This is a genomic window from Shewanella sp. Arc9-LZ, from assembly GCF_010092445.1.
In the GTDB taxonomy this organism is placed as follows: domain Bacteria; phylum Pseudomonadota; class Gammaproteobacteria; order Enterobacterales; family Shewanellaceae; genus Shewanella.
The window spans coordinates 2,241,490-2,263,676 of the sequence record NZ_CP048031.1; the positions used below are offsets into that span (position 1 = coordinate 2,241,490).

Sequence of the window (22,187 nt, forward strand, 5' to 3'; positions counted from 1 at the left end):
GAAATGGACCGATTCAACATTTAAATTGAGGACTTTGAAGAAAATAGCGTGAGTCCTGACATGGATGTCAGGCTAGCTTTCGAGGGGAAGGGACGCCCCATCGGAAGCGTTAGCATTTTCGAATAAGTCCGAGGCAAGATTCAAATGAAGTTAAAAGCTGGATTACTTTCCGTCGCAATTTTTTCGCCGCTATTGTTTTGTAAATAGCGAAAATGTTGCCGGAACGGCAAGGGTGATCCAAGAGGGGATTGCTGTTGATCCCCTTTTGGCCCGTGCAGGGTGGAACCTTGCGATCTAATTCAAACGAAGTTTGATAAATCTGGTGTGGGTGAAGCGCCACGACGTTAGTGGCCGCAGGCCATAGCAGATATGATGGATCATCATATGACATGATCTCAATTTTGCAGATGCAGCAAGCTAAGCTTTCCATTAGTATAACGAGTCGTTACCATGGGTGTCGGTTCCATCCATTTCTCTCAGGCTCTTTCTAATTATACCGCGCAGGCCTTCGACATATGCTGACAAGATCCGCTTCCAGAACTCGAACAAATCGAATTATCGTCGACACGATGAACCATCAAGTTGTGAACAACCCTTCGACTCAAACAACAAGGTATCCCTATGACTAATCAACTGTCCCAGCAAACTCCCCTTACTGTCGAGACAGTCGACGATCTCGCTAAATTGGTCAACTACTCATTGATGGATACGCTTAACCGTGATCCTGACGCGACAGCAAATGGTGACGACCACGCGCCGCGACAAGTATTTTCGGGCCACTATGTGCCTGTTAAACCGACGCCGATTGAAAATCCAGAATATGTAGCACACAGCAGCAGCTTGTTTGCTGAATTGGGTTTTGCTGACAGCATGGCGCAGTCAGCCGATTTTATCAGCTTATTCTCCGGCGATCTTTCGAACGTTCCTGTACCAATGAGCAAGGTTGGGTGGGCGTGTGGATATGCATTGTCTATTTTTGGTACCGAATACATTCAACAATGTCCGTTCAGAACGGGTAATGGCTACGGCGATGGTCGAGCTGTTTCTGTGCTTGAGGCTGTGATTAACGATAAACGCTGGGAAATGCAGCTTAAAGGCGGTGGCCGCACGCCATATTGCCGCGGTGCGGATGGTCGCGCTGTGCTGCGATCCAGTGTGCGTGAGTTTCTCGCACAAGAACACATGCACGCGCTTGGCGTACCAACGTCGCGATCGCTGAGTTTGTATGTGTCTAAAACCGAGACGGTGCAGCGGCCTTGGTATTCTGAGGGCTCTAACGCACAAGATCCTGACCAAATGATTAGTGAGGCGGTTGCTATCTCGACACGTGTGGCACCCTCGTTTATTCGGGTTGGCCAGCTTGAGCTTTTTGGTCGCCGCGCCCGCACGCAGGAACATCCGCAAGCTATGGCAGAGCTTGAACAACTGATGTTGCATTTAATTGATCGTGAATACGCTGATGTTATCGACCAAAAGCTCACTAACGAACAAAAAGTGCTTTTACTGGCGCGTGAGTTCCGTAGCCGTTTGACGTCACTGATAGCGAACTGGATCCGAGTTGGTTACTGTCAGGGTAACTTTAATAGCGACAACTGTGCCGCTGGTGGCTTTACGCTCGATTACGGCCCGTTTGGATTTTGCGATGTGTCCAATCCACAATATCAACCATGGACGGGTGGCGGACAACATTTTGCATTTTTGAATCAAGGCGTGGCAGCAGAACGTAATTTCTTGATGTTTTGCACCGCATTAAGCCCATTATTGATGTCTACACCAGATTATCTAGAACAGCTTCAGCAGTTGGTCGATGGTTTTGCCACCGAGATGCAAACAAAGATGGAGCAGATGTGGGCGGCCAAGCTTGGGCTTAACACTTTTGATGCGGCGTTATTTAATGAGCTTGAAACGCTGATGCTGCAAACCCCAGTGGATTACACAATATTCTTCCGTGAGCTTTCGTCGCTGCCTGATGATATTGGCCCACTGACTAAAAGTTTCTATCGAGATTTATCGCAAGGGCCAAAAGGGTTGGAGCAACGCTGGTCTGTTTGGTTAGCACAATGGCAAACACTGCTTGGCACCGAGGACAATAGCACTACGCTTAATGCAGATGCAGATGCAGACGCACAACCACGTAGCCGTGATGATATTATTGCGCAGATGCAACGCGTTAATCCTAAATTTACTTTACGCGAGTGGTTGCTGGTGCCTGCTTATCAGCAAGCCAGTGTTGGCAATTATGCACTCGTTCGAGAATTGCAGAAGGTGATGACCCAACCTTACGCAGAGCAGTCTCAAGAAATTGAAGACAAATACTATCGACTCAAGGCATCAGAGTTCTTTGGGGTAGGTGGATGCTCGCATTTAAGCTGCTCGTCGTAATGTTGAGATAATCTATCGGCTTTGATTGGTGTCATGCTTTATGTCACCTGCGTCAGGATGGTTTTCTCAACGTATCTGTCGACTTGCCTGGTATATTATCATTAGCCTAAAGTGGCTAAATGTTTATTTTTAGCCATAAACGGCTAAATCAGCTTGTGTACTATCAATGCACTTAGTCGTTATTAGCCAATAATGGCTAAGCTTGCATTATTAGCCATTATTGGCTAAATTGGTCTAAATCTGCAAACAAAGGAGCGTTATGTGGAGCCTACCAATAAACCTATAGCCGTGATTGTTGGCGATGTTGTTGACTCAACAAAGCTAACCTCTGCGCAGTTTGAGCTACTACTTAAACAGATCAAATCTATCCAGACATGGATTAGCGAGGGGCATAGCGAAAATGCGCACAGTATTGAGCGCGGTGATGAGTTTCAGTCTGTCGTGCATGATATTAAAAATGCGTTGAGATACACCGTTATATACCGGATTGGTATTAAGGCGCTTGGTAAAGCATTTGATAGCCGGATTAGTTTTGCAATTGCGGCAAATGCTGATTTACGTGAGTCGGTGTCGGAGTCGATGGGGCAAGCATTTGTGCTGTCTGGCCGCGGACTCAGTGGCCTTAAGAATGACCGATTATTGTTTAGCTCCGATAGCATCGCTCTCACTGAGTATTTTGACTTACTGTTTAAGTATCTTGATAAGCAACTTAACGACTTAACTGCGCGCCAATGTGAAGTGATGTTGCCAATGCTTCGAACCAATGAGGATTTGTCGATTAGTGAGTTAGCTAACATGCTCGATGTGGCTACAGCCACTGTCAGCAAGTCACTTAAAGCGTCTGGTTGGCCGTTGATCCATGAGTTAAATTGTCGGTTTATAAAGAAAGTCGCGGGGCTCAAGTATGTTTGATTTTTTCAGCGTGCTCATTCCATTTTTACTAATTCACACCATCTGTGACTTTTATCTTCAGACCGATCGGTGGGTAGAAGCTAAAAAAGCTCGCACTTACCGTTCACCTGAGTTGTACCTTCACGCGACTTTACAGGGTGTTGCATTATTACTGCCTGCAATGGCACTCGGGATTGATTGGCGTTCAACGGTTTGCTTAATCGTTATTGTCGCGGTAAGTCATTTTATTATCGATTTATGGAAGGTCACTACACCAAAGGGAGATAAGTTAGCCTACTTTGTTATTGATCAGGCTTTGCATGTTTCAGTACTGGCTGCGATTGCTTTTCATGTTGCAGATGGCGCATCGATTGAGGCAGTGTTACAGCATGAACGTTTCTCTGATGGCGTGTTGGTGGTGTTTGCTTATGTACTCATTCTAAAGCCAACTTCAATTGTGATTGGCGCTGTGTTGAATAAGTATCCCATCGTTAACTCAGCAATGGACACTGACACAGACGCCGTTACCGACACCGATGGTGTTGCAGAACTTGTTAGTGATAAGACAGCAAATGTGAGCGGCCTTGTTGCGGGTGGCGAGTTGATTGGTTACCTAGAGCGATTATTAATACTGACGTTTATGTTGGTGGGCAGCTATGCCGCAGTGGGTTTTGTATTAGCCGCTAAGTCGATATTCAGATTTGGTGAGTTAAATCAATCAGCCAACCGAAGCATGACGGAGTATGTACTGATTGGCTCACTGATCTCTGTGGTCATCACAACCTTAATTGGGGCGCTAGTCTCATTGGGTGTAGGTATAAAATTTAAGTGAAAAAACCATAAAAAAAGGCCTCTATATCAATAGAGGCCCAATAATCTTATTCAGATTTAAACTGATACCTTTAATCAGCCTTTATCCCCATTCCCATAGCAGATAGAGGCTGAGTAAAGTCACCAAGCATTGAGTAGACATTTGATTGCGACTCAAAGCCATCAACCAAACAACGCCAAAGTGTGTACCAAAAATCGATAACGTCAGTTAGATATAAGTTATTAAAACGGGGGATGTTTCCGACGTTACCTATCACATGATTGTGCTTAACCTCAACCATTCTGACAATATAAAAACACCAAACTGCGACACAATGTCGCAGGCTACTGACTTGAATTAATGAACAATGTTAACTAATGGTTGCCATTCATCGATGTATACCATGGTGTTGCACTTATTCATTGCTGATTCATCTGTGGGCAGCGGCTTTTGTTGTTATTGATGTGAGTTTTTGGTGCTGATGAAAGCGTATTCAGATCAAAAGTGAAAAAGTCTGCCGCGATATTTGCTTAATTAGCACTACATTTTATAAGGGTATAAGCATACATTGATGGCTCGATAATGAGTCGTTAGCCATTGCTGAGTTGATTTTAAACTCACTCAGACGATGTGTAATAACGCGCCTGGGGATAATACCAACTTATGAAAATAGCACTATTTATACCGTGTCTAGTGAATCAAATGATGCCAGATGTGGCCATTGCAACACTGACATTATTAGAAAAGTTAGGCCATGAAGTCATATTTCCTGCTGGGCAAACCTGTTGTGGTCAGCCGATGACAAACTCGGGTTGCTTTGATGAAGCAAAAAACACCACCCTTAAATTACTCAACGCTTTTAAAGGTGTCGATTGTGATGCCATTGTGTGTCCTGCTGCCAGTTGTCTGGTGGCGGCTAAAGAAAACTTCCATGAGTTTGATGGCAGCCAAGAAGCCCAAGAGGTCATCGGTAAGCTTTATGAGTTAACGGAGTTTTTGCACGATATTGCCCCGATTAAAGCTTTTGCCCGCCCTGTAGCGGCCAAAATAAGCATGCAAATGAGCTGTCATGGTATTCGTATGCTTAATTTAGCGACGCCGACAGAGCAAATGGGTAAACAACGCTTTAATAAAGTGGAAGCGGTATTGGGTCACATTGCCGGGCTCGAGATTGTCTATCCTGCTCGTATTGATGAATGTTGTGGTTTTGGCGGCACGTTTGCGGTTGATGAAGGCGCGGTGTCGGCCAAAATGGGTAAAGATAAAGCCCAAGCTCATGCGGCAACGGGTGCTAAGTATGTCGTGGGGTTTGACCCTTCATGCTTGCTGCATTTAGATGGCATGATCCGTCGTCAAAAATTACCGATTGAAACCCGTCACATTGCCCAAATCATTAATGATGCTTTATAGGAGCCACTATGACCGAACTATATACCGCATCGGGTTCTAAGGTGCATGCCCATAAAGCTGATATTTTTTGTCGCGATGAAACCCGAGTTGATTGGCATTCTAAAGCCCTGTGGGCATTACGTGAAAAACGTGATCGCGCTGCAGGCAGTTTGCCTGAATGGGAACAACTAAGGCTGCTTGGCTCGCAACTCAAACTGCATACTTTGAGCCATTTAGCCCAGTACCTTGAGCAATTTGAACAACAATGCTTGAGTAATGGCATTAAGGTGCATTGGGCTAGCGATGCCCAGCAACACAATGAAATTGTTCATGGGATTTTAGCGAAACATAAGGTTAAAAAACTGGTTAAATCAAAATCGATGTTAACCGAAGAATGCCACATGAATCCGTATTTAGAACGCCACGGCATTGAAGTGGTTGATACCGATTTAGGTGAACGAATTATTCAGCTCGCCAATATGCCACCATCGCATATTGTGGTCCCAGCTATACACATGAAAAAAGAGGAAGTAGGCGAGTTATTTCATCAACAGTTAGGCACTAAAGCGGGTGAGTCTGATCCGCTGTATTTAACCCGTGCTGCTCGCGCGCATTTAAGAGAGAAATTCCTTACTGCAGATGCTGCCATGACCGGTGTCAATATGGCGATAGCCGACCAAGGTGCGATTGTTGTGTGTACCAACGAAGGCAATGCAGACATGGGCGCTAACTTGCCAAAGTTGCAATTGCACTCAATGGGTATCGATAAAGTGGTTCCTGATATGGATTCTGTTGGGGTGTTGTTGCGTACATTAGCCCGTAATGCCACAGGGCAACCCATTACCACTTATTCATCGTTTTACCGTGGCCCACAAGAGGGCGGCGAGATGCATGTGATCATTGTTGATAATGGTCGCACTGAGATGATGAAAGACAAAATTTTAGCTGAATCGTTAAAGTGTATTCGTTGCGGCGGCTGTTTAAATACCTGTCCTGTGTATCGCCGTTCAGGCGGTTATAGCTACAACTATACTATTCCTGGTCCTATTGGTATTGCGGTAGGTGCTAAGTATGACGATACCAACTCTATTCCTTGGGCCTGTACGTTATGTGGCAGTTGTACTTATGTGTGCCCAACGATGGTGCCATTAGATAAAATTATTGCCCATCATCGTCGGTTGAAAGCAGAAGCTAAGAGGTTGCCGTATGGCAAAGGTGGCTATATGCCGTTAGTGGGCCGTTTTATGGCTAATGAAACCTTAATGAATACCTCTATGTCCGCAGCAAGATTAGCACTGCGGGTATTACCGGGGAGTTTACTCAAGCCATTTAGTGGTGCATGGGGTAAATACCGTGAGTTGCCTGTCGCACCAGAGTCTAGCTTTGCCAGCTGGTATAACAAGAATCGGAGCCGTTAATATGTCGAATAAACACACTATTTTATCTGCACTAAAGCAATCGGCTTTGGATCAACATGCTATGCCTGCCATGGATGTTGTTGCTAACAATGATGATCTTGTTGGCCAATTTAATACAAGTTTAAACACAGTAGCGGGCACGCTGCACCATGAAGGCGGTTTAGCTGCGTTACAACAAGCGGTAGATGAATTGATCCAACAAAATATGCAGGTGATCTCGTTATTGGACGATATTAAAGGTAATCGCCAAGTGCCTGAGACCGCTCACGATCTGGCTGATATTGATTATGCCGTGATCCCTGGCGAGCTTGGTGTAGCCGAAAACGGCGCTATTTGGGTTAATCAACCCAGTCATCGAGTAACGCCTTTTATTTGTGAAAATCTAATATTGGCGTTGGCTAAAGACAATATTGTCGCCAACATGCACCAAGCGGTTAAACAGGTGGCACTACAACCAGGCGAATTAGGATTATTTATTGCGGGTCCGTCTAAAACCGCTGATATTGAGCAAGCATTAGTGGTGGGGGCTCATGGTGCCTGTAGTTTAAATGTGTACTTATACTAATGGTTAGTGACTAGCGGTTAGTTGCTTGTGTTGTCATTGATTGAGTGTGTCAGTCGATGGCATCACGCTAAACTATAGCAATATTAATCGCACCACTTAGGTTAGAGTAATCTGCTATTAATCAGAACGTTCAGTTTCAAATTCAACTTCGAATGTAGATTCGAATGTAGATTTAACTTTCACTTCAAACTCTAAGCATCTAAGCATCTAAGCATCTAAGCATCGAAAATCGAATCGAGTTAGAACAAGTCGAAGATAGTGGCAGCACGTTGCTGAATAAACTCAATAAACAATTTCACTTTTAAGGGTTGTTGACGACGTTGATGATACAAAATACTGATCCGCCGATGCTCACCAGCCCAATCAGGTAACACAGGTACTAGCTCTTGATTCAATAGTTGTGGTTTAACAAATAATTCTGGTCCATATAAAATCCCGCCATCACCGACAGCGGCGCGTATTGCGCCGTGTAAATCCCCTAGGGTTAATTTAGCGGGTCCATCGTAATAATATTGTTCACCACTGTGATGTTTTAAGGTCCAGTTAAACAGCGGCCACACTTTAATTAACTGATAATCAACTAGCTGCTGCGGGTGGCGAAGCTCAATGAGTTGCTTGGCATACTCAGGTGATGCATACAGGCCGTAATTTAATACTCCCAACGATGTTGATACCCAAGATGAGTCTGGTTGTGCGCCACCGACAATAGCAACGTCGACTCCTTCATCTATCAAATCAATGGTGCTGTTATTTTGGGTGATGTGCAGTTGAATGTGCGGATGTTGTTTGGAAAAGTCATTGATGGCCTCAATTAATATCATCGAGGTTATCGAAACGGGTGTCGATATCCGTAAGGTACTTTGCGGCTCATTAATAGTTTGACCACAAATACGATCAAATTGCGCCACCACATTATAGTAACGGTCAAATAATGCCCCACCTTCTTCAGTTAATCGAAGTTTACGGGTGCTGCGCATTATCAACTGAGTATTGAGGCTTTGTTCTAATTTGCTAATTTTGCGGCTAACCGTGGCAATGGGCAACTTTAACTCTTGTGCTGCAGATGAAAAACCACCGGCATTAACGACATGGACAAACAAATGGATCAATTCAAGTTGGCAGGCTAAATGTTGGCTCATCAAGAGACCCTTATTGTATTTATTGCTCTATTTATTGTTGGATTAATCGATGTCTCAATCACTTTATAAAGAGGAGTGTAACCCAACATAGTGTGTACAGATAGCAGAGTAATCATCGAACCACAAAGGCGTGATGAGTTATACCGTGGTGGCTAATATTAGCATGGGCTGACTTAAGGTTTATTGAGTGGTGTCATAAATTGGTAATCGCTAACGCTTTATGATGAATTGGATTAATTGTCGACAAAAAGTGCCTTTTGGGGTTGTTATACGATTTAAAGGTGCTATATTGTCGACAACTTGTTTTGTGTAGCTGTTTTTTAATGTCAGTTTTTATTATCCAAGGTATGAATATGATCCAGCCGATTACTTCTGCAGATAAGACCTTTGTAGCCCTTAGAGACGATATAGTCGAAGGTCGTATTCAGGCCGGCTCTAAATTGAGCGAAACTGAATTGTCGACAAAGTATGCAGTGAGTAGAGCCGTGATCCGTGAAGCCATTAACCGCTTAGAGTCGTGTCATATTGTTGAGCGTAAAGCCAACGTAGGCGCTCGTGTGGTGGCGTTATCTCCACAAGGGTTGATAGAACTGTATCAAGTGCGTGAATCACTCGAAGGCATGGCGGCACGTTTAGCGGCAAAGAACATGACCGATGACGAAATTGCCGATTTAAACCGTTTATTACAATCTCACTTTGACGAGGTCAAAGGGGGCGAGTCTTATTATCAAGAAGCCGGTGATGTCGATTTTCATTATCGGATTATTTTAGGCAGTAAAAACAAACACCTAATTTCAATGCTGTTTGATGGCATTTATCATTTAGTGCGCATGTATCGCGTACAACTTGGCATGGCGGGTCCGCGTGTGACCACCGCTTATGATGAACACAAACACATTGTTCAGGCCATTTTAAATCGTGATGCAGAATTGGCTGAAATGCTGATGCGTCGCCATATTATGTATTCTAAAAATAATATCGAACACAAATTATCGTAATGTCTTGCGTGTGGCGTGTTACGCCCACGGTCATAATTGCATATAAGGAAAATATCATGAGCGCAGGTAAAAAATTTCGTCAAGCATTAGCTAACAACAAACCACTGCAAATTGTCGGTACCATTAATGCTTATGCCGCCATGATGGCAAAGCAAATTGGTCATCAGGCCATTTACTTGTCTGGTGGCGGTGTGGCTAACGCCTCTTATGGTTTACCCGACTTAGGCATGACATCACTCAATGATGTACTGGTTGATGTGCAGCGAATTACTTCAGCCTGTGACTTACCTTTGCTGGTGGACATTGATACGGGTTGGGGCGGGGCATTTAATATTGCCAAGACCATTCGTGATATGGAAAAGGCCGGCGCTGCAGCGGTACACATGGAAGACCAAGTGGCGCAAAAGCGTTGTGGTCATCGTCCAAATAAAGAAATAGTTCCAGTAGAAGAAATGGTCGACCGCATTAAAGCGGCGGTTGATGCCCGTACCGACCCAGATTTTTTCATTATGGCGCGTACTGACTCGTTTGCTCAAGAAGGGTTAGAAGCCGCTATCGAGCGTGCTAAAGCGTACGTGGCAGCGGGTGCTGACGGTATTTTTGCTGAAGCAATTAAAACTGAAGAGCATTACCGCGCCTTTGCTGAAGCATTAGATGTGCCTATTTTGGCTAACATTACTGAGTTTGGCCAAACTGAATTATGGAATAAGCAACAATTAGGCGAGTGGGGCGCAGCAATGGTGTTATACCCATTGAGTGCATTCCGTGCGATGAACAAAGCAGCTGAAAATGTTTACAGTGCTATTTTAACCGATGGCGACCAAAAAGCAGTGGTAGATACCATGCAAACTCGTATGGATTTATACGACTATTTGGGTTATCACGATTATGAACAAAAATTAGACAGTTTGTTTGCCGAAGGCAAAAATAAATAACGGCCTCAGTACGACAGCAAGACTCGATTACAACTAAAATAACAATACCCTACAATCGCGATTTAGCATGGTTAAATCGCGAAAAGCATAAGAAGGAAGATATCATGGTAGACAAGAAATTATCAGGCGCAGGATTACGCGGTCAGAGTGCTGGCGAAACAAAATTATGTACTGTCGGTAAATCAGGTTCAGGCCTAACGTACTGCGGTTACGATGTATCTGATTTAGCTGATAACGCTACCTTTGAAGAAGTCGCTTATTTATTATTTAACGGCGAGTTACCAAACCAGGCTCAGCTAACTGCATATAAAGCAGAATTAAAAGCGCAGCGTGATTTACCCGATGCACTAAAAGCGGTATTAAAATTAATTCCTGCTGATGCTCATCCAATGGATGTGATGCGAACTGGTTGCTCGTTTTTAGGTAACCTTGAGCCAGAAGTCGATTTCACTCAGCAACACAAAGCGTCGAACCGCTTATTAGCCGCATTTCCGGCCATCATGTGTTATTGGTACCGTTACACTCATGACGGTGTTGAGATTGATTGCACCACAGATGAAGATTCTCTGGGTGGACATTTTCTTAAACTGCTTCGCGGTGAAACGCCGTCAGCGCAACATCGCCGTGTAATGGATGTGTCGTTGATTTTGTATGCAGAGCATGAGTTCAACGCATCAACCTTTACCGCGCGTGTATGTGCCTCAACTTTATCGGATATGTATTCTTGTGTTACTGGTGCGATTGGTTCATTACGTGGTCCACTGCACGGTGGTGCTAATGAAGCGGCGATGGACATGATCCAAAAGTTCAGCTCGCCAGCCGATGCTAAAGTACAAATGGCATTGATGTTAGAACGTAAAGAAAAAATCATGGGCTTTGGTCATGCTATCTATAGCGTGTCTGATCCACGTAATGTGATTATCAAAAAGTGGTCTGAAAAGCTGGCCCATGAAAACGGTGACACCTCTTTATATGACATTTCTGTCGCGTGTGAAGAGTTTATGTGGGACACCAAAAAGTTATTCTGTAACGCTGACTTCTTCCATGCCTCTGCTTATCATTTTATGGGCATTCCAACTAAGTTATTTACGCCAATCTTCGTTTGTTCACGTTTAACCGGTTGGGCTGCACATGTAATGGAGCAGCGATCGAACAACCGCATTATTCGTCCAAGTGCAGATTATGTAGGCAGTGAGCCTCGTAAAGTGGCGCCTATTAGCCAACGTTAATCAGCATGCCGAGTCTCGTTATGATGACTCGGCTTTTTTCGATATAGATTAGCGCTTATTCCTTTCATATTTATTGTGGATGAAGTTATGAATACTCAATACCGTAAAGCCTTACCTGGCACCCAATTAGATTATTTTGACACCCAAGAGGCTGTAGATGCGATTGAAGCTGGAGCCTACGCCAAACTACCTTATTGTTCTCGTGTGTTTGCCGAGAACTTAGTCCGTCGCTGCTCACCTGACATGCTTACTGATTCGTTAAAGCAGCTGATTGAACGTAAAAATGACCTTGATTTTCCGTGGTATCCAGCCCGTGTGGTTTGTCATGATATTTTAGGCCAAACCGCATTAGTCGACTTAGCGGGTCTGCGTGATGCGATTGCTGAAAAAGGCGGTGACCCCTCAAAAGTGAACCCAGTAGTACCGACTCAATTGATTGTCGATCACTCGCTGGCTGTAGAGCATGCTGGTTTTGAAAAAGACGCGTTTGAGAAAAACCGCGCCATTGAAGACCGCCGTAATGAAGACCGTTTCCATTTCATCAATTGGACCAAAACGGCATTTAAAAACGTTGATGTTATCCAACCGGGTAACGGCATCATGCATCAAATTAACTTAGAGCGTATGTCGCCAGTGGTGCATGCTCAAAATGGTGTGGCGTTTCCTGACACCTTAGTGGGCACCGACAGTCATACACCTCATGTTGATGCGTTAGGCGTTATAGCCATTGGTGTGGGCGGTTTAGAAGCCGAAAGCGTCATGCTCGGCCGTGCCTCATACATGCGTTTACCGGAAATTGTTGGTGTTGAAGTAACGGGTAAGCCACAACCTGGCATTACTGCTACCGATATTGTTCTGGCGTTAACTGAATACTTGCGAGCGCAAAAAGTGGTGTCATCGTATCTTGAGTTTTATGGCGAAGGGACCACCCATTTAACTCTTGGCGATCGCGCCACTATTACTAACATGACGCCTGAATACGGCGCCACCGCGGCGATGTTTTATATCGATAAACAAACTATCGATTATCTAACGTTAACCGGTCGTGAAGATGCACAAGTTAAACTGGTTGAAACCTATGCCAAACAAGCGGGTTTATGGGCTGATACCTTAACTAATGCTGTGTATGAGCGAGTATTGCACTTTGACTTGTCATCTGTTGGTCGTAACATTGCAGGCCCGTCTAATCCACACAGTCGCGTGCCGACATCTGAATTAGCGGCGCGTGGCATTAGTGGTGTGGTTGAAAACGAACCCGGTAAAATGCCCGATGGTGCAGTGATTATTGCCGCTATTACCAGTTGTACTAACACCAGTAACCCACGCAATATGATTGCCGCAGGTCTATTGGCTCGCAATGCTAATGCTCGTGGTTTATTACGTAAACCTTGGGTGAAATCATCGCTTGCGCCTGGTTCTAAAGCGGTGCAATTGTATTTAGAAGAAGCAGGTTTATTGCCTGAGCTTGAAAACTTAGGTTTTGGTATTGTCGGTTTTGCCTGTACGACGTGTAACGGCATGAGCGGCGCGCTTGATCCGGTTATTCAACAAGAAGTGATTGATCGCGACTTATACGCTACTGCAGTGTTGTCGGGCAATCGTAACTTTGATGGCCGTATTCATCCTTATGCTAAACAAGCCTTTTTAGCATCACCACCCTTGGTCATTGCTTATGCCATTGCCGGTACGATTCGTTTTGATATTGAAAAAGATATCTTAGGTATCGATAACCAAGGTCAAGCTGTCACGTTAAAAGATATTTGGCCAACCGATGAAGAAATCGATGCAGTTGTTAAAGCAAGTGTTAAGCCTGAGCAATTCCGTAAAGTCTATGAGCCAATGTTCGACATTAAAGTCGAGTATGGTAGCCACGTAAATCCGCAATATGATTGGCGTCCACAAAGTACTTATATTCGCCGACCACCTTATTGGGACGGAGCTTTGGCGAGTGAGCGCACCATGAAAGGTATGCGTCCATTAGCCGTACTCGGTGACAATATCACTACCGATCATTTATCGCCGTCAAATGCGATTATGCTCGACAGTGCGGCAGGGGCATACCTAGATAAGATGGGCTTGCCAGAAGCTGATTTTAACTCTTATGCCACTCATCGTGGCGATCACTTAACTGCGCAGCGTGCCACCTTTGCTAACCCTAAACTGTTTAACGAAATGGTGCAGGAAAACGGCAAGGTTAAGCAAGGATCATTGGCGCGCTTAGAGCCTGAAGGCCAAGTTACTCGCATGTGGGAAGCGATTGAAACCTATATGGAACGTAAGCAACCACTGATTATTATTGCTGGTGCAGATTACGGTCAAGGTTCGTCACGTGACTGGGCGGCAAAAGGCGTGCGTCTTGCTGGGGTTGAAGTGATTGTTGCTGAAGGCTTTGAGCGTATTCACCGTACTAACTTAGTCGGTATGGGTGTGCTACCGCTAGAGTTCACTGCAGGCCATAATCGACATACTTATCATATCGATGGCACGGAAACCTATGATGTTGTAGGTGATCGTAATCCGGGCGCAATGTTAAATGTGATCATGACTCGTAAAAATGGTGAGCAAGTGACCATTCCGGTTAAGTGTCGTGTAGACACTGGCGAAGAGTTGTCAATTTATGAAGCGGGCGGTGTATTACAACGTTTTGCTCAGGACTTTTTAGCCAACGAAACTAATTAACCATAATTCGGGGTAATAAGTGAGTGTTGGTTTGGCAATAACCTAGTGTTAGTGCCTTACTCAATCGGCAGTTTATAAGCTTATTGATGGGCTGCCGCTTTGGTCTTTTGTTATTTTAGGAATATGTGATGGCTCATTTACCACAAATGAAAATTCCAGCGACTTATATGCGCGGCGGCACCAGTAAAGGGGTGTTTTTCAGCCTGACTGACTTGCCTGCAGCCGCTCAAGTGGCTGGTGCAGCTCGTGATGCAATATTATTGCGGGTTATTGGCAGTCCCGATCCTTACGGTAAACACACCGATGGTATGGGCGGAGCCACTTCAAGTACCAGTAAAACGGTTATCTTATCCAAAAGTACTCAAGTTGATCACGATGTTGATTATTTATTTGGTCAAGTATCGATTGATAAGCCGTTTGTTGATTGGAGCGGAAACTGCGGTAATTTAACCGCGGCGGTCGGTTCATTTGCCATTAGTCATGGTTTAATCGATCCAAGCCGAGTGCCTGAAAATGGCACCGCAATTGTGCGTATTTGGCAAGCCAATATTCATAAAACCATTATTGCTCATGTCCCTATTACCAACGGTGAAGTACAAGAAACCGGTGATTTTGAACTTGATGGTGTGACGTTTCCCGCAGCTGAAGTGCAAGTGGAGTTTTTAGATCCTGCCGACGGTGACGGCGCTATGTTTCCTACAGGTAACGTGGTCGATGCACTTGACGTACCAGGCGTCGGGACCTTTAACGCCACCATGATTAATGCGGGCATTCCAACCATTTTTATTAATGCAGCCGATATTCAGTATCAAGGTACTGAGTTGCAAGATGACATTAATAATGACGATAAAGCCTTAGCCATGTTTGAAACTATTCGGGCTTATGGTGCGGTAAAAATGGGCTTAATCAACCATATTGATGAAGCGGCTGCTCGTCAACATACCCCTAAAGTGGCTTTTGTTGCGCCTGCTGCGGGTTATATTTCATCCAGTGGCAAAGCGGTTAATACTGACGATATCGATCTGGTCGTGCGGGCCCTTTCTATGGGTAAACTGCATCATGCGATGATGGGCACAGCAGCAGTGGCCATTGGCACTGCCGCGGCGATTCCTGGCACATTAGTTAATTTGGCTGCTGGCGGTGGTGAGCTGAGTGCGGTTCGTTTTGGTCATCCATCTGGCACGCTACGCGTGGGTGCTCAAGCGGTGTTAGTGCAAGGTCAATGGCAAGTTAAAAAGGCTATTATGAGCCGAAGTGCGCGAGTATTAATGGAAGGCAAGGTGAGCATTCCACAATAATCACGTTATGTATATGTTACAAATAAAACCTCAGCTTTTGCTGAGGTTTTTGTTTTTACGGGATTAATAGATAAAAAACAATTGATTAGCGTTTAAACTTATATTGCCTTTTGCTTATGTAAATCAGATGTTTATCCTAAAAATATCCAAAAGATATAAAATGTGATATTGGTCAAAAAAAGTCTTGATCCTATTGTTAAATTAGTATGTTATATGCTGAATTTTGTCAGCTGCTTTTTACGGGTTCAGACATATAAGCATCATGTAATTATGATGTAATAAAAGGAAATATCAGTAGGTTTTATCGATTAATAGAAGATTGATTAATCACAATAGATTAATCATCAATTGATGATTTGGCTGATTAAGTTGTTATAAAACAGTCGAGTTGAATGCATTTAGAGCACGATATTAACGTGAGTCGCATTGCTTATTTTAAGTTAGTCATTGGCAATGATAGCAATACAAAAGGAAACAATTATGGTTGAACACATTACAGGCATGCTGGCATTAATCGGTGTGTTATCGCTTTTGTGTCAATGGGTTGGTTGGAAGTTACGTCTGCCAGCAATTTTACCACTTTTATTATGTGGTTTACTGTTAGGGCCAGGATTAGGAATATTAGACCCAGATGAAATCTTTGGTGATTTATTGTTTCCTATTATTTCGTTAGGTGTTGCGGTCATCCTGTTTGAAGGTGCGCTGACACTTAACTTTAAAGAAATTAAAGAACATGGACGAATGGTGACCCACCTTGTCACCATCGGCGCATTTATTACCTGGGCTTGCATTGCACCTGCGGCGCATTATTTGCTTGGCTTTGACTGGGCAATTGCCATGCTATTTGGCGCATTAGTGGTGGTGACAGGTCCAACCGTTATTGTGCCTATGTTGCGCACGGTGCAACCTAAATCAAATTTAGCCAGTATATTACGTTGGGAAGGCATCGTTATTGATCCTATCGGTGCGTTACTTGCTGTATTGGTATTTGAATATATCGCCGTTACAGCCGACCCAACCACACACGTATTGACTGCATTAGGCTTAACCTTAGTGCTTGGTTTTGGCTTAGGTGCAGCAGGCGGTTACTTAACGGGTTTAGCTATCCGTAAAAACTTGTTCCCGCATTACTTACGTAACACCGCAGTATTAACCATTATGCTGGGTATTTTTGTTGGTTCGAACATTTTACAAGAGGAGTCTGGCCTGTTAACGGTAACGGTAATGGGTATTTGGTTAGCAAACATGCGCGGCGTTGATATTGCTGACATTTTAGAATTTAAAGAAACCCTAACTGTACTACTGATTTCTGCGTTGTTTATTTTGTTGGCGGCACGTCTGGATTCTGGCGCCATGCTTGATCTAGGACTTGGTGGTGTCGGGGTGCTTTTAGTAGCGATGTTTATTGCTCGTCCACTCAGTATTTGGATTTCAGGCTTAGGCACTAATTTGTCGTCTAAAGATAAGTGGTTTTTAAGTTGGGTTGCGCCTCGCGGTATAGTTGCAGCAGCTATTTCATCATTATTTGCCATAAAACTTGAAACAGTTGGCTTAGAAGGTGCCAGTTCAATTGTACCGTTAGTATTCTTAATTATTATTGGTACCGTGGTGATTCAAAGCTTAACTGCCGGTCGTTGGGCTAAGTTTTTAGGTGTGAAAGAGGGTTCTAATCAAGGAGTGTTAATCTTTGGCGCGTCTAAATTCTCGCGTGAATTAGCTTCTATTTTAATTTCGAAAAATATTAAAGTGATTCTTGCGGATAACAACTGGGATAGCATTCGCCAAGCGCGCATGGACAATATTCCGGTGTATTTTGGTAACCCAGCGTCAGAGCATGCATCTAATTTCATGGACTTAAGTGGTATTGGTCGAGTGCTTGTGATGTCACCATACCGTCAATTAAATCCGTTGGTGACGTTTCACTTTCAAGATTTAATGGGCACCGAAAAAGTCTATGGTTTAAACAACGCTGACAGCGCCAGTGCTCGTCATCAGTTGTCTGAATCTTATCTCAAGCGCTTATGTTTATTTGGTGAGAATATATCTTACGCCAAAATTGCCAGTTTAATGGCTAAAGGCGCGGTATTAAAAATTACCAATATTACTGAAAACTTTACCTATGACCATTTCAAAAAGCGTTATGGTGATACAGCTATGCCATTGGTTTATTTAACTAAAGAAGGCAAGGTTAAAGTCATATCTGGTGTTGAAACGATAGTGTTACCAGTGGGTATAGAGTTAATAAGCTTATTGCCACAAGAAGCGCAAGACCAAGCTGTTATTCAGCGAGCATTAGATGACGAAGCCGACCGCCAAGCTAAAATAGCCGCCGAAGCAGAAGCAAAAGTGGCCGCTGAAGCAAGAGCTGTTCGCGAAGCACAAGAAGCCGAGCAACGCACTATTGAAAAAGCACGCCGTAAAGAAGAAGAGCTAGCGCTATTTGAACAACAAGAAAAAGCCCGCTTATTAGCTGATGAAGAGGCTGCATTAGTGAAGCAAGAAACAGCTATTCTAGCCAAAGAGTTAGCCGCACAAGATAAGGCTAAACAAGCTGCAAGCGCTGCAACCGAGCCGAGTGATGCAGAGACTGCAACCGACGAAGAAAAGCCACAGCAATCGAGCGATGCTAAAACGGTGTAAATGTTAGCGCTAAGGCGTTAACGGTTTGGTGTCGATATTTGAAATAGCAGTCACTAAAAAGGGCTTAGCAATTTATTGCTAAGCCCTTTTTTATTACTTCATGAAGCGTAAAACTTATCTGAGGAAGAAACCTCTAGTAAATTATTCAGCTAACGTGGCCAGAACCACTTCATGGTGATCTTTAGTTTTGAATTTATTCAACACATGGCTGATTTTGCCATCAGTACCGACGATAAAACTTAAGCGATGAATGCCATCGTAAATTTTACCCATAAATTTTTTCTCTCCCCATACGCCAAAACCATCAGCAACCGCATGGTCTTCATCACTGAGTAACGTGAAGTTGAGTTGTTGTTTGTCGGCAAATTTGGCCAGTTTAGCCACAGGATCTGGGCTAATGCCGAATACTGTCACCTTCAAACCATCAAGTTGTGTTTTGATATCGCGCAGGCCTTGTGCTTGCACTGTGCAACCAGGAGTTGATGCTTTAGGGTAGAAATACACTAGCACAGGACCTTTAGACAAGGTGTCTTGCAGTGATACCGCTTCGCCTGCTTGATTTTGCAGAGTAAAATTTGGTGCAGTATCACCAACGTTTAATGTGTTCATGATTGATCCTTTATCAGATAAGATGCAAATATTACGTTATCAGCACGTACAAGGTTCACATCAACGAGAGGTGAACTGAGTAGTTATGGCGCGGCAATACCCTGCATGCGCTTGATGCTGCACTCTAGAGACATAGACTCGGCCAGTTCATGAATACCTTGTTCAAGCTTCAATAGGTTGATTTTATCAGGGATATTGATTGCTAATAAAATAGACTGAGTTTTAAGACTATCATTGTCATCCGCATGGGAGCGCACAGCTGCTAAGTCGAGGCCTCTTTCGGCCAAAAACTGGGTAATGCTCTTCATAGTTCCGCGTTGGTCTTCACCATTGAATATCACTTCAATACGAGACACAAAGTTTTTTGGGGTATGTTTGGACGTTCGCTTCATGACCGTCATGAGTTCAAGTTCTACACTCAGCACAGGCAATAAGCTTTCAATTTTTGTTATAGCTGACCAGGAGCCAGATATCATCATAATTAGGGTAAATTCATTACCAAATAATGCCATACGACTGTCGACTATATCGCAATCACAATCACTTGCTAAACGCGCTAAACGACTCACTAATCCTGGGCGGTCTGCGCCCATTGCCGTAACGACCAGATAATTGGTCATGGATTTTCCTCACTTTTTGATATCTTAGAGCGAAAACTTATGCCGAAGCATGTCAGTTTTGGTGCGGGTGCTAATGCTATCATTTTTCACTAAAACACCTCAATATAGTAACCTATATCACTCACATAAATGTGATTATTTTTTAGCGCTATGGCTTCAAAGATGCTAGGTTACGCTGCATTAAATAGCATAAATGACTTATTTCAGATTATGGTTACCGTAGAGCTTGTCATTAGTGGTTGGCATCAGTAACATAGCGAATCCTGAAACCGTGGGGAAGATAGATGATAAACGGAAGCATCGTAGCCTTAATCACACCAATGAATAGTGATGGCACAGTAGATTATGCAAGTCTTGAAAGACTTGTTGAGTTCCATATTGAACAAGGTACTGATGCCATTGTCGCGGTCGGTACTACAGGCGAGTCTGCAACTCTGCCTATGACAGAGCATGCGGCTGTTGTTAGCCAAACTGTTAAGTTTGCATCAGGTCGTATTCCTGTGATTGGTGGTAATGGCGCCAATGCCACTGCAGAAGCGATTGAGTTAACCAAATCAATGCAAAAATCGGGTGTTGTTGCCATGCTTGGCGTGACTCCTTATTACAATAAACCGTCGCCTAAGGGATTAATTGCCCATTATACGGCGGTTGCTGCAAGTACTGATATTCCTCAAATTCTTTATAATGTACCAGGCCGTACTGCTGTTGATATGAAACCAGAAACTGTGGCTGAATTATCAAGTGTCAGTAATATTATTGGTGTAAAAGAAGCCACCGGTGATTTAAGCCGTGTTGCGCGTTTACGTGAACTTTGTGGTGAAGACTTTTTACTTTATAGCGGCGATGATGCCACAGCACGTGAGTTTTTATTGCTGGGCGGTAATGGCGTGATTTCAGTGGCAAATAATATTGTTCCACATGCGTTTAAAGCAATGTGTGATGCTGCATTAGCCAAAAATGCACAATTAGCTGAATCAATCGATCAACCATTAACGGGTATTTATCGCTCGTTATTTTGTGAAGCCAACCCAATTCCAGTGAAATGGGCTGTTCATCGAATGGGTTTGATAGCTAATGGTCATATTCGTTTACCTTTAACTGAACTTTCTGAACAGTTTCATGGTCTGTTAATAGAAACAATGAAACAAGCTCATATTGAGGTAAAATAAATTCATGTTAAAGAAAGTCACTCCGTTACTCCTTGTTGCAGCTGTATCAGCTTGCAGTACGCCATTAGATCGCCGTCAGGCCAATGGTAATGATGATTTCGTTAATGCTGAAACTACGCCATTATTGACGATCCCACAGGGCTTGAATACGCCTACTTATAGCAAAGAATATGATATACCTGCTGTTGGTAATAACGTTAACAAGCAGCTTGTAGGCAAGAATCTTGATATCCGTGCGCCATTGCAAGTATTGCCAATGGCTGAAGGCACACACATCGAAGAAAGCAGTGATAGTATTCGTGTGGTGATTGAATCGATTGAAAGTACTACTGATTTAAAACAAGAAATTTTTGATGTCATTGATGGTTATCTAAGCAAAAATAACATCGCTGTTCGTAGCGAAGACCTTAGCGCTGGTTTTATTGAAACAGATTGGATTGAAAATGATGAAATCATTGAATCTAATTGGTGGGGCAGTGACAAGGTTTATCAACTGCGTCAGCGTTATCGTTACCAAGTTGATGTGAAACCACATGGCCGTTCTGGTTCTGTGTCGATTGATTTAGTTGAGCATCAAGAGTTTTACGATGATAAAGATCAGAAAATTTTATTAAGCGGTGAAGACAAACGTCGTTATACCACTGATATGCTAAATAATGCTATTGCTTATATGAGCATTAAACGTGATCAATCTATCCGTGCTGCACGAATTGAGCAAAGCCTTGGTATTAAAGTTGATTTAGTCACTAACGCTACTGAATCTGCTTATTGGTTAGCCGAAGCAAACTATAAGTCGGTATGGGATCGTTTACGCCTAGTATTACCGGAAATGGGTTTTGATGTTGTTGATACTGATAACAGCAAAGGCCTGTTTTATATTAATTTAGAAGAAAGCGGTGGTTTCTGGAGCTCTTTGTGGAGCGAAGAAAAATTGTCATTGAAAAAAGGCAATTATCGTTTACTGCTTAAAGAAACTGATGATGCTAATCAGACTAAAATATTACTGCATGATGTAGAAGACAAACCGTTATCGGATGAGTCTATTACCGAAGTGTACAAAATTATCTCTGATCTAATGCAAGAAGACCGTAAAGTCCGTTAAGGTTTATGGTTTGGTAATTAAGCAGGAAAGAGACGCATCGAGCGTCTCTTTTTATTTTGTTCATTTGTAAGTTACCATTTTTATTCGATTCAATAGGACGCTATTCAGCACCTATCAACCCAGTTTGAATTATCCATTTCAAGTAGTATCCCTAACATACAGGCTTTATTGTTGAGCAATAACAATATTAGGCAGTACAAATTTATAGCCGTTATCCCTGGCAACATATGCCCCGATTGAATCTGAAGCCAAACTCGATTTGTCACAGCATGTGTCGAACAGTTTGGATTTTCATTGTTTAAATATTCAAATA

At 43.4% G+C, this 22,187-nt stretch carries 17 protein-coding genes; 14 read left to right on the forward strand and 3 right to left on the reverse strand.

Going from position 1 to position 22,187, the window contains the following annotated elements; translation table 11 throughout:
* Positions 1–621: 621 nt before the first annotated feature.
* The 6 genes from GUY17_RS09695 to GUY17_RS09720 all read left to right on the forward strand — a co-directional run bounded on the left by GUY17_RS09695 (position 622) and on the right by GUY17_RS09720 (position 7,456).
* Positions 622–2,382 (forward strand): YdiU family protein, encoded by a 1,761-nt coding sequence (locus GUY17_RS09695; protein ID WP_162023007.1) that lies wholly within the window; start codon positions 622–624, stop codon positions 2,380–2,382.
* A 261-nt stretch (positions 2,383–2,643) separates the two neighbouring features.
* Positions 2,644–3,294: a hypothetical protein gene (locus GUY17_RS09700; RefSeq protein WP_162023008.1), complete on the forward strand. Its 651-nt coding sequence runs from the start codon at positions 2,644–2,646 to the stop codon at positions 3,292–3,294.
* Positions 3,287–4,105 (forward strand): DUF3307 domain-containing protein, encoded by an 819-nt coding sequence (locus GUY17_RS09705; RefSeq protein WP_162023009.1) that lies wholly within the window; start codon positions 3,287–3,289, stop codon positions 4,103–4,105. The genes GUY17_RS09700 and GUY17_RS09705 overlap by 8 nt, the downstream gene beginning before the upstream one ends.
* Before the next feature lie 642 nt (positions 4,106–4,747).
* Entirely contained in the window at positions 4,748–5,494 is a 747-nt protein-coding gene (locus GUY17_RS09710; protein ID WP_101088425.1) for a (Fe-S)-binding protein, read from the forward strand.
* A gap of 8 nt (positions 5,495–5,502) precedes the next feature.
* Positions 5,503–6,891, forward strand: coding sequence for a lactate utilization protein B (locus GUY17_RS09715; RefSeq protein WP_162023010.1), 1,389 nt, complete (start codon positions 5,503–5,505; stop codon positions 6,889–6,891).
* Position 6,892: 1 nt separating this feature from the next.
* Complete coding sequence (locus tag GUY17_RS09720) at positions 6,893–7,456, forward strand: LUD domain-containing protein (protein ID WP_162023011.1); 564 nt, start codon at positions 6,893–6,895, stop codon at positions 7,454–7,456.
* 239 nt (positions 7,457–7,695) lie between these two features.
* On the opposite strand, the gene GUY17_RS09725 is transcribed toward GUY17_RS09720, so the two are convergent.
* Positions 7,696–8,595, reverse strand: coding sequence for a LysR family transcriptional regulator (locus GUY17_RS09725; protein WP_162023012.1), 900 nt, complete (start codon positions 8,593–8,595; stop codon positions 7,696–7,698).
* Positions 8,596–8,942: 347 nt separating this feature from the next.
* Here GUY17_RS09725 and GUY17_RS09730 point away from each other — a divergent pair, with 347 nt between their 5' ends.
* The 6 genes from GUY17_RS09730 to GUY17_RS09755 all read left to right on the forward strand — a co-directional run bounded on the left by GUY17_RS09730 (position 8,943) and on the right by GUY17_RS09755 (position 18,374).
* Positions 8,943–9,593: a GntR family transcriptional regulator gene (locus tag GUY17_RS09730; protein ID WP_123883537.1), complete on the forward strand. Its 651-nt coding sequence runs from the start codon at positions 8,943–8,945 to the stop codon at positions 9,591–9,593.
* Between the two features lie 56 nt (positions 9,594–9,649).
* Positions 9,650–10,528 (forward strand): methylisocitrate lyase, encoded by an 879-nt coding sequence (gene prpB, locus GUY17_RS09735; RefSeq protein ID WP_011637321.1) that lies wholly within the window; start codon positions 9,650–9,652, stop codon positions 10,526–10,528.
* A gap of 104 nt (positions 10,529–10,632) precedes the next feature.
* Complete coding sequence (prpC, locus tag GUY17_RS09740) at positions 10,633–11,757, forward strand: 2-methylcitrate synthase (protein WP_162023013.1); 1,125 nt, start codon at positions 10,633–10,635, stop codon at positions 11,755–11,757.
* A gap of 87 nt (positions 11,758–11,844) precedes the next feature.
* On the forward strand, positions 11,845–14,436 hold the full coding sequence (gene acnD / locus GUY17_RS09745) for a Fe/S-dependent 2-methylisocitrate dehydratase AcnD (RefSeq protein WP_162023014.1): 2,592 nt from the start codon (positions 11,845–11,847) through the stop codon (positions 14,434–14,436).
* A gap of 128 nt (positions 14,437–14,564) precedes the next feature.
* The gene (gene prpF, locus GUY17_RS09750) at positions 14,565–15,734 is read left to right on the forward strand and encodes a 2-methylaconitate cis-trans isomerase PrpF (RefSeq protein WP_162023015.1); all 1,170 of its coding nucleotides are present in this window, start codon (positions 14,565–14,567) and stop codon (positions 15,732–15,734) included.
* A 480-nt stretch (positions 15,735–16,214) separates the two neighbouring features.
* Entirely contained in the window at positions 16,215–18,374 is a 2,160-nt protein-coding gene (locus GUY17_RS09755) for a cation:proton antiporter (RefSeq protein WP_162023016.1), read from the forward strand.
* Between the two features lie 141 nt (positions 18,375–18,515).
* Here GUY17_RS09755 and bcp read toward each other — a convergent pair whose 3' ends face one another.
* Both bcp and GUY17_RS09765 read right to left on the reverse strand, forming a co-directional pair.
* Positions 18,516–18,983: a thioredoxin-dependent thiol peroxidase gene (bcp, locus tag GUY17_RS09760; protein ID WP_162023017.1), complete on the reverse strand. Its 468-nt coding sequence runs from the start codon at positions 18,981–18,983 to the stop codon at positions 18,516–18,518.
* Positions 18,984–19,066: 83 nt separating this feature from the next.
* Complete coding sequence (locus tag GUY17_RS09765) at positions 19,067–19,603, reverse strand: glycine cleavage system protein R (RefSeq protein ID WP_101088416.1); 537 nt, start codon at positions 19,601–19,603, stop codon at positions 19,067–19,069.
* Positions 19,604–19,887: 284 nt separating this feature from the next.
* Between GUY17_RS09765 and dapA the strand changes: the two genes are divergently transcribed.
* Positions 19,888–20,772, forward strand: coding sequence for a 4-hydroxy-tetrahydrodipicolinate synthase (gene dapA / locus GUY17_RS09770; RefSeq protein WP_101088415.1), 885 nt, complete (start codon positions 19,888–19,890; stop codon positions 20,770–20,772).
* Between the two features lie 4 nt (positions 20,773–20,776).
* On the forward strand, positions 20,777–21,874 hold the full coding sequence (gene bamC, locus GUY17_RS09775) for an outer membrane protein assembly factor BamC (RefSeq protein WP_101088414.1): 1,098 nt from the start codon (positions 20,777–20,779) through the stop codon (positions 21,872–21,874).
* Positions 21,875–22,187: the final 313 nt, after the last annotated feature.

Bases quoted from the DNA above. Each gene is read 5' to 3' on its own strand.
- GUY17_RS09695 (WP_162023007.1), top strand. From the start codon at position 622: ATGACTAATCAACTGTCCCAGCAAACTCCCCTTACTGTCGAGACAGTC.
- GUY17_RS09705 (WP_162023009.1), top strand. From the start codon at position 3,287: ATGTTTGATTTTTTCAGCGTGCTCATTCCATTTTTACTAATTCACACC.
- GUY17_RS09710 (WP_101088425.1), top strand. From the start codon at position 4,748: ATGAAAATAGCACTATTTATACCGTGTCTAGTGAATCAAATGATGCCA.
- GUY17_RS09715 (WP_162023010.1), top strand. From the start codon at position 5,503: ATGACCGAACTATATACCGCATCGGGTTCTAAGGTGCATGCCCATAAA.
- GUY17_RS09720 (WP_162023011.1), top strand. From the start codon at position 6,893: ATGTCGAATAAACACACTATTTTATCTGCACTAAAGCAATCGGCTTTG.
- GUY17_RS09725 (WP_162023012.1), bottom strand. From the start codon at position 8,595: ATGAGCCAACATTTAGCCTGCCAACTTGAATTGATCCATTTGTTTGTC.
- GUY17_RS09730 (WP_123883537.1), top strand. From the start codon at position 8,943: ATGAATATGATCCAGCCGATTACTTCTGCAGATAAGACCTTTGTAGCC.
- prpB (WP_011637321.1), top strand. From the start codon at position 9,650: ATGAGCGCAGGTAAAAAATTTCGTCAAGCATTAGCTAACAACAAACCA.
- prpC (WP_162023013.1), top strand. From the start codon at position 10,633: ATGGTAGACAAGAAATTATCAGGCGCAGGATTACGCGGTCAGAGTGCT.
- acnD (WP_162023014.1), top strand. From the start codon at position 11,845: ATGAATACTCAATACCGTAAAGCCTTACCTGGCACCCAATTAGATTAT.
- prpF (WP_162023015.1), top strand. From the start codon at position 14,565: ATGGCTCATTTACCACAAATGAAAATTCCAGCGACTTATATGCGCGGC.
- GUY17_RS09755 (WP_162023016.1), top strand. From the start codon at position 16,215: ATGGTTGAACACATTACAGGCATGCTGGCATTAATCGGTGTGTTATCG.
- bcp (WP_162023017.1), bottom strand. From the start codon at position 18,983: ATGAACACATTAAACGTTGGTGATACTGCACCAAATTTTACTCTGCAA.
- GUY17_RS09765 (WP_101088416.1), bottom strand. From the start codon at position 19,603: ATGACCAATTATCTGGTCGTTACGGCAATGGGCGCAGACCGCCCAGGA.
- dapA (WP_101088415.1), top strand. From the start codon at position 19,888: ATGATAAACGGAAGCATCGTAGCCTTAATCACACCAATGAATAGTGAT.
- bamC (WP_101088414.1), top strand. From the start codon at position 20,777: ATGTTAAAGAAAGTCACTCCGTTACTCCTTGTTGCAGCTGTATCAGCT.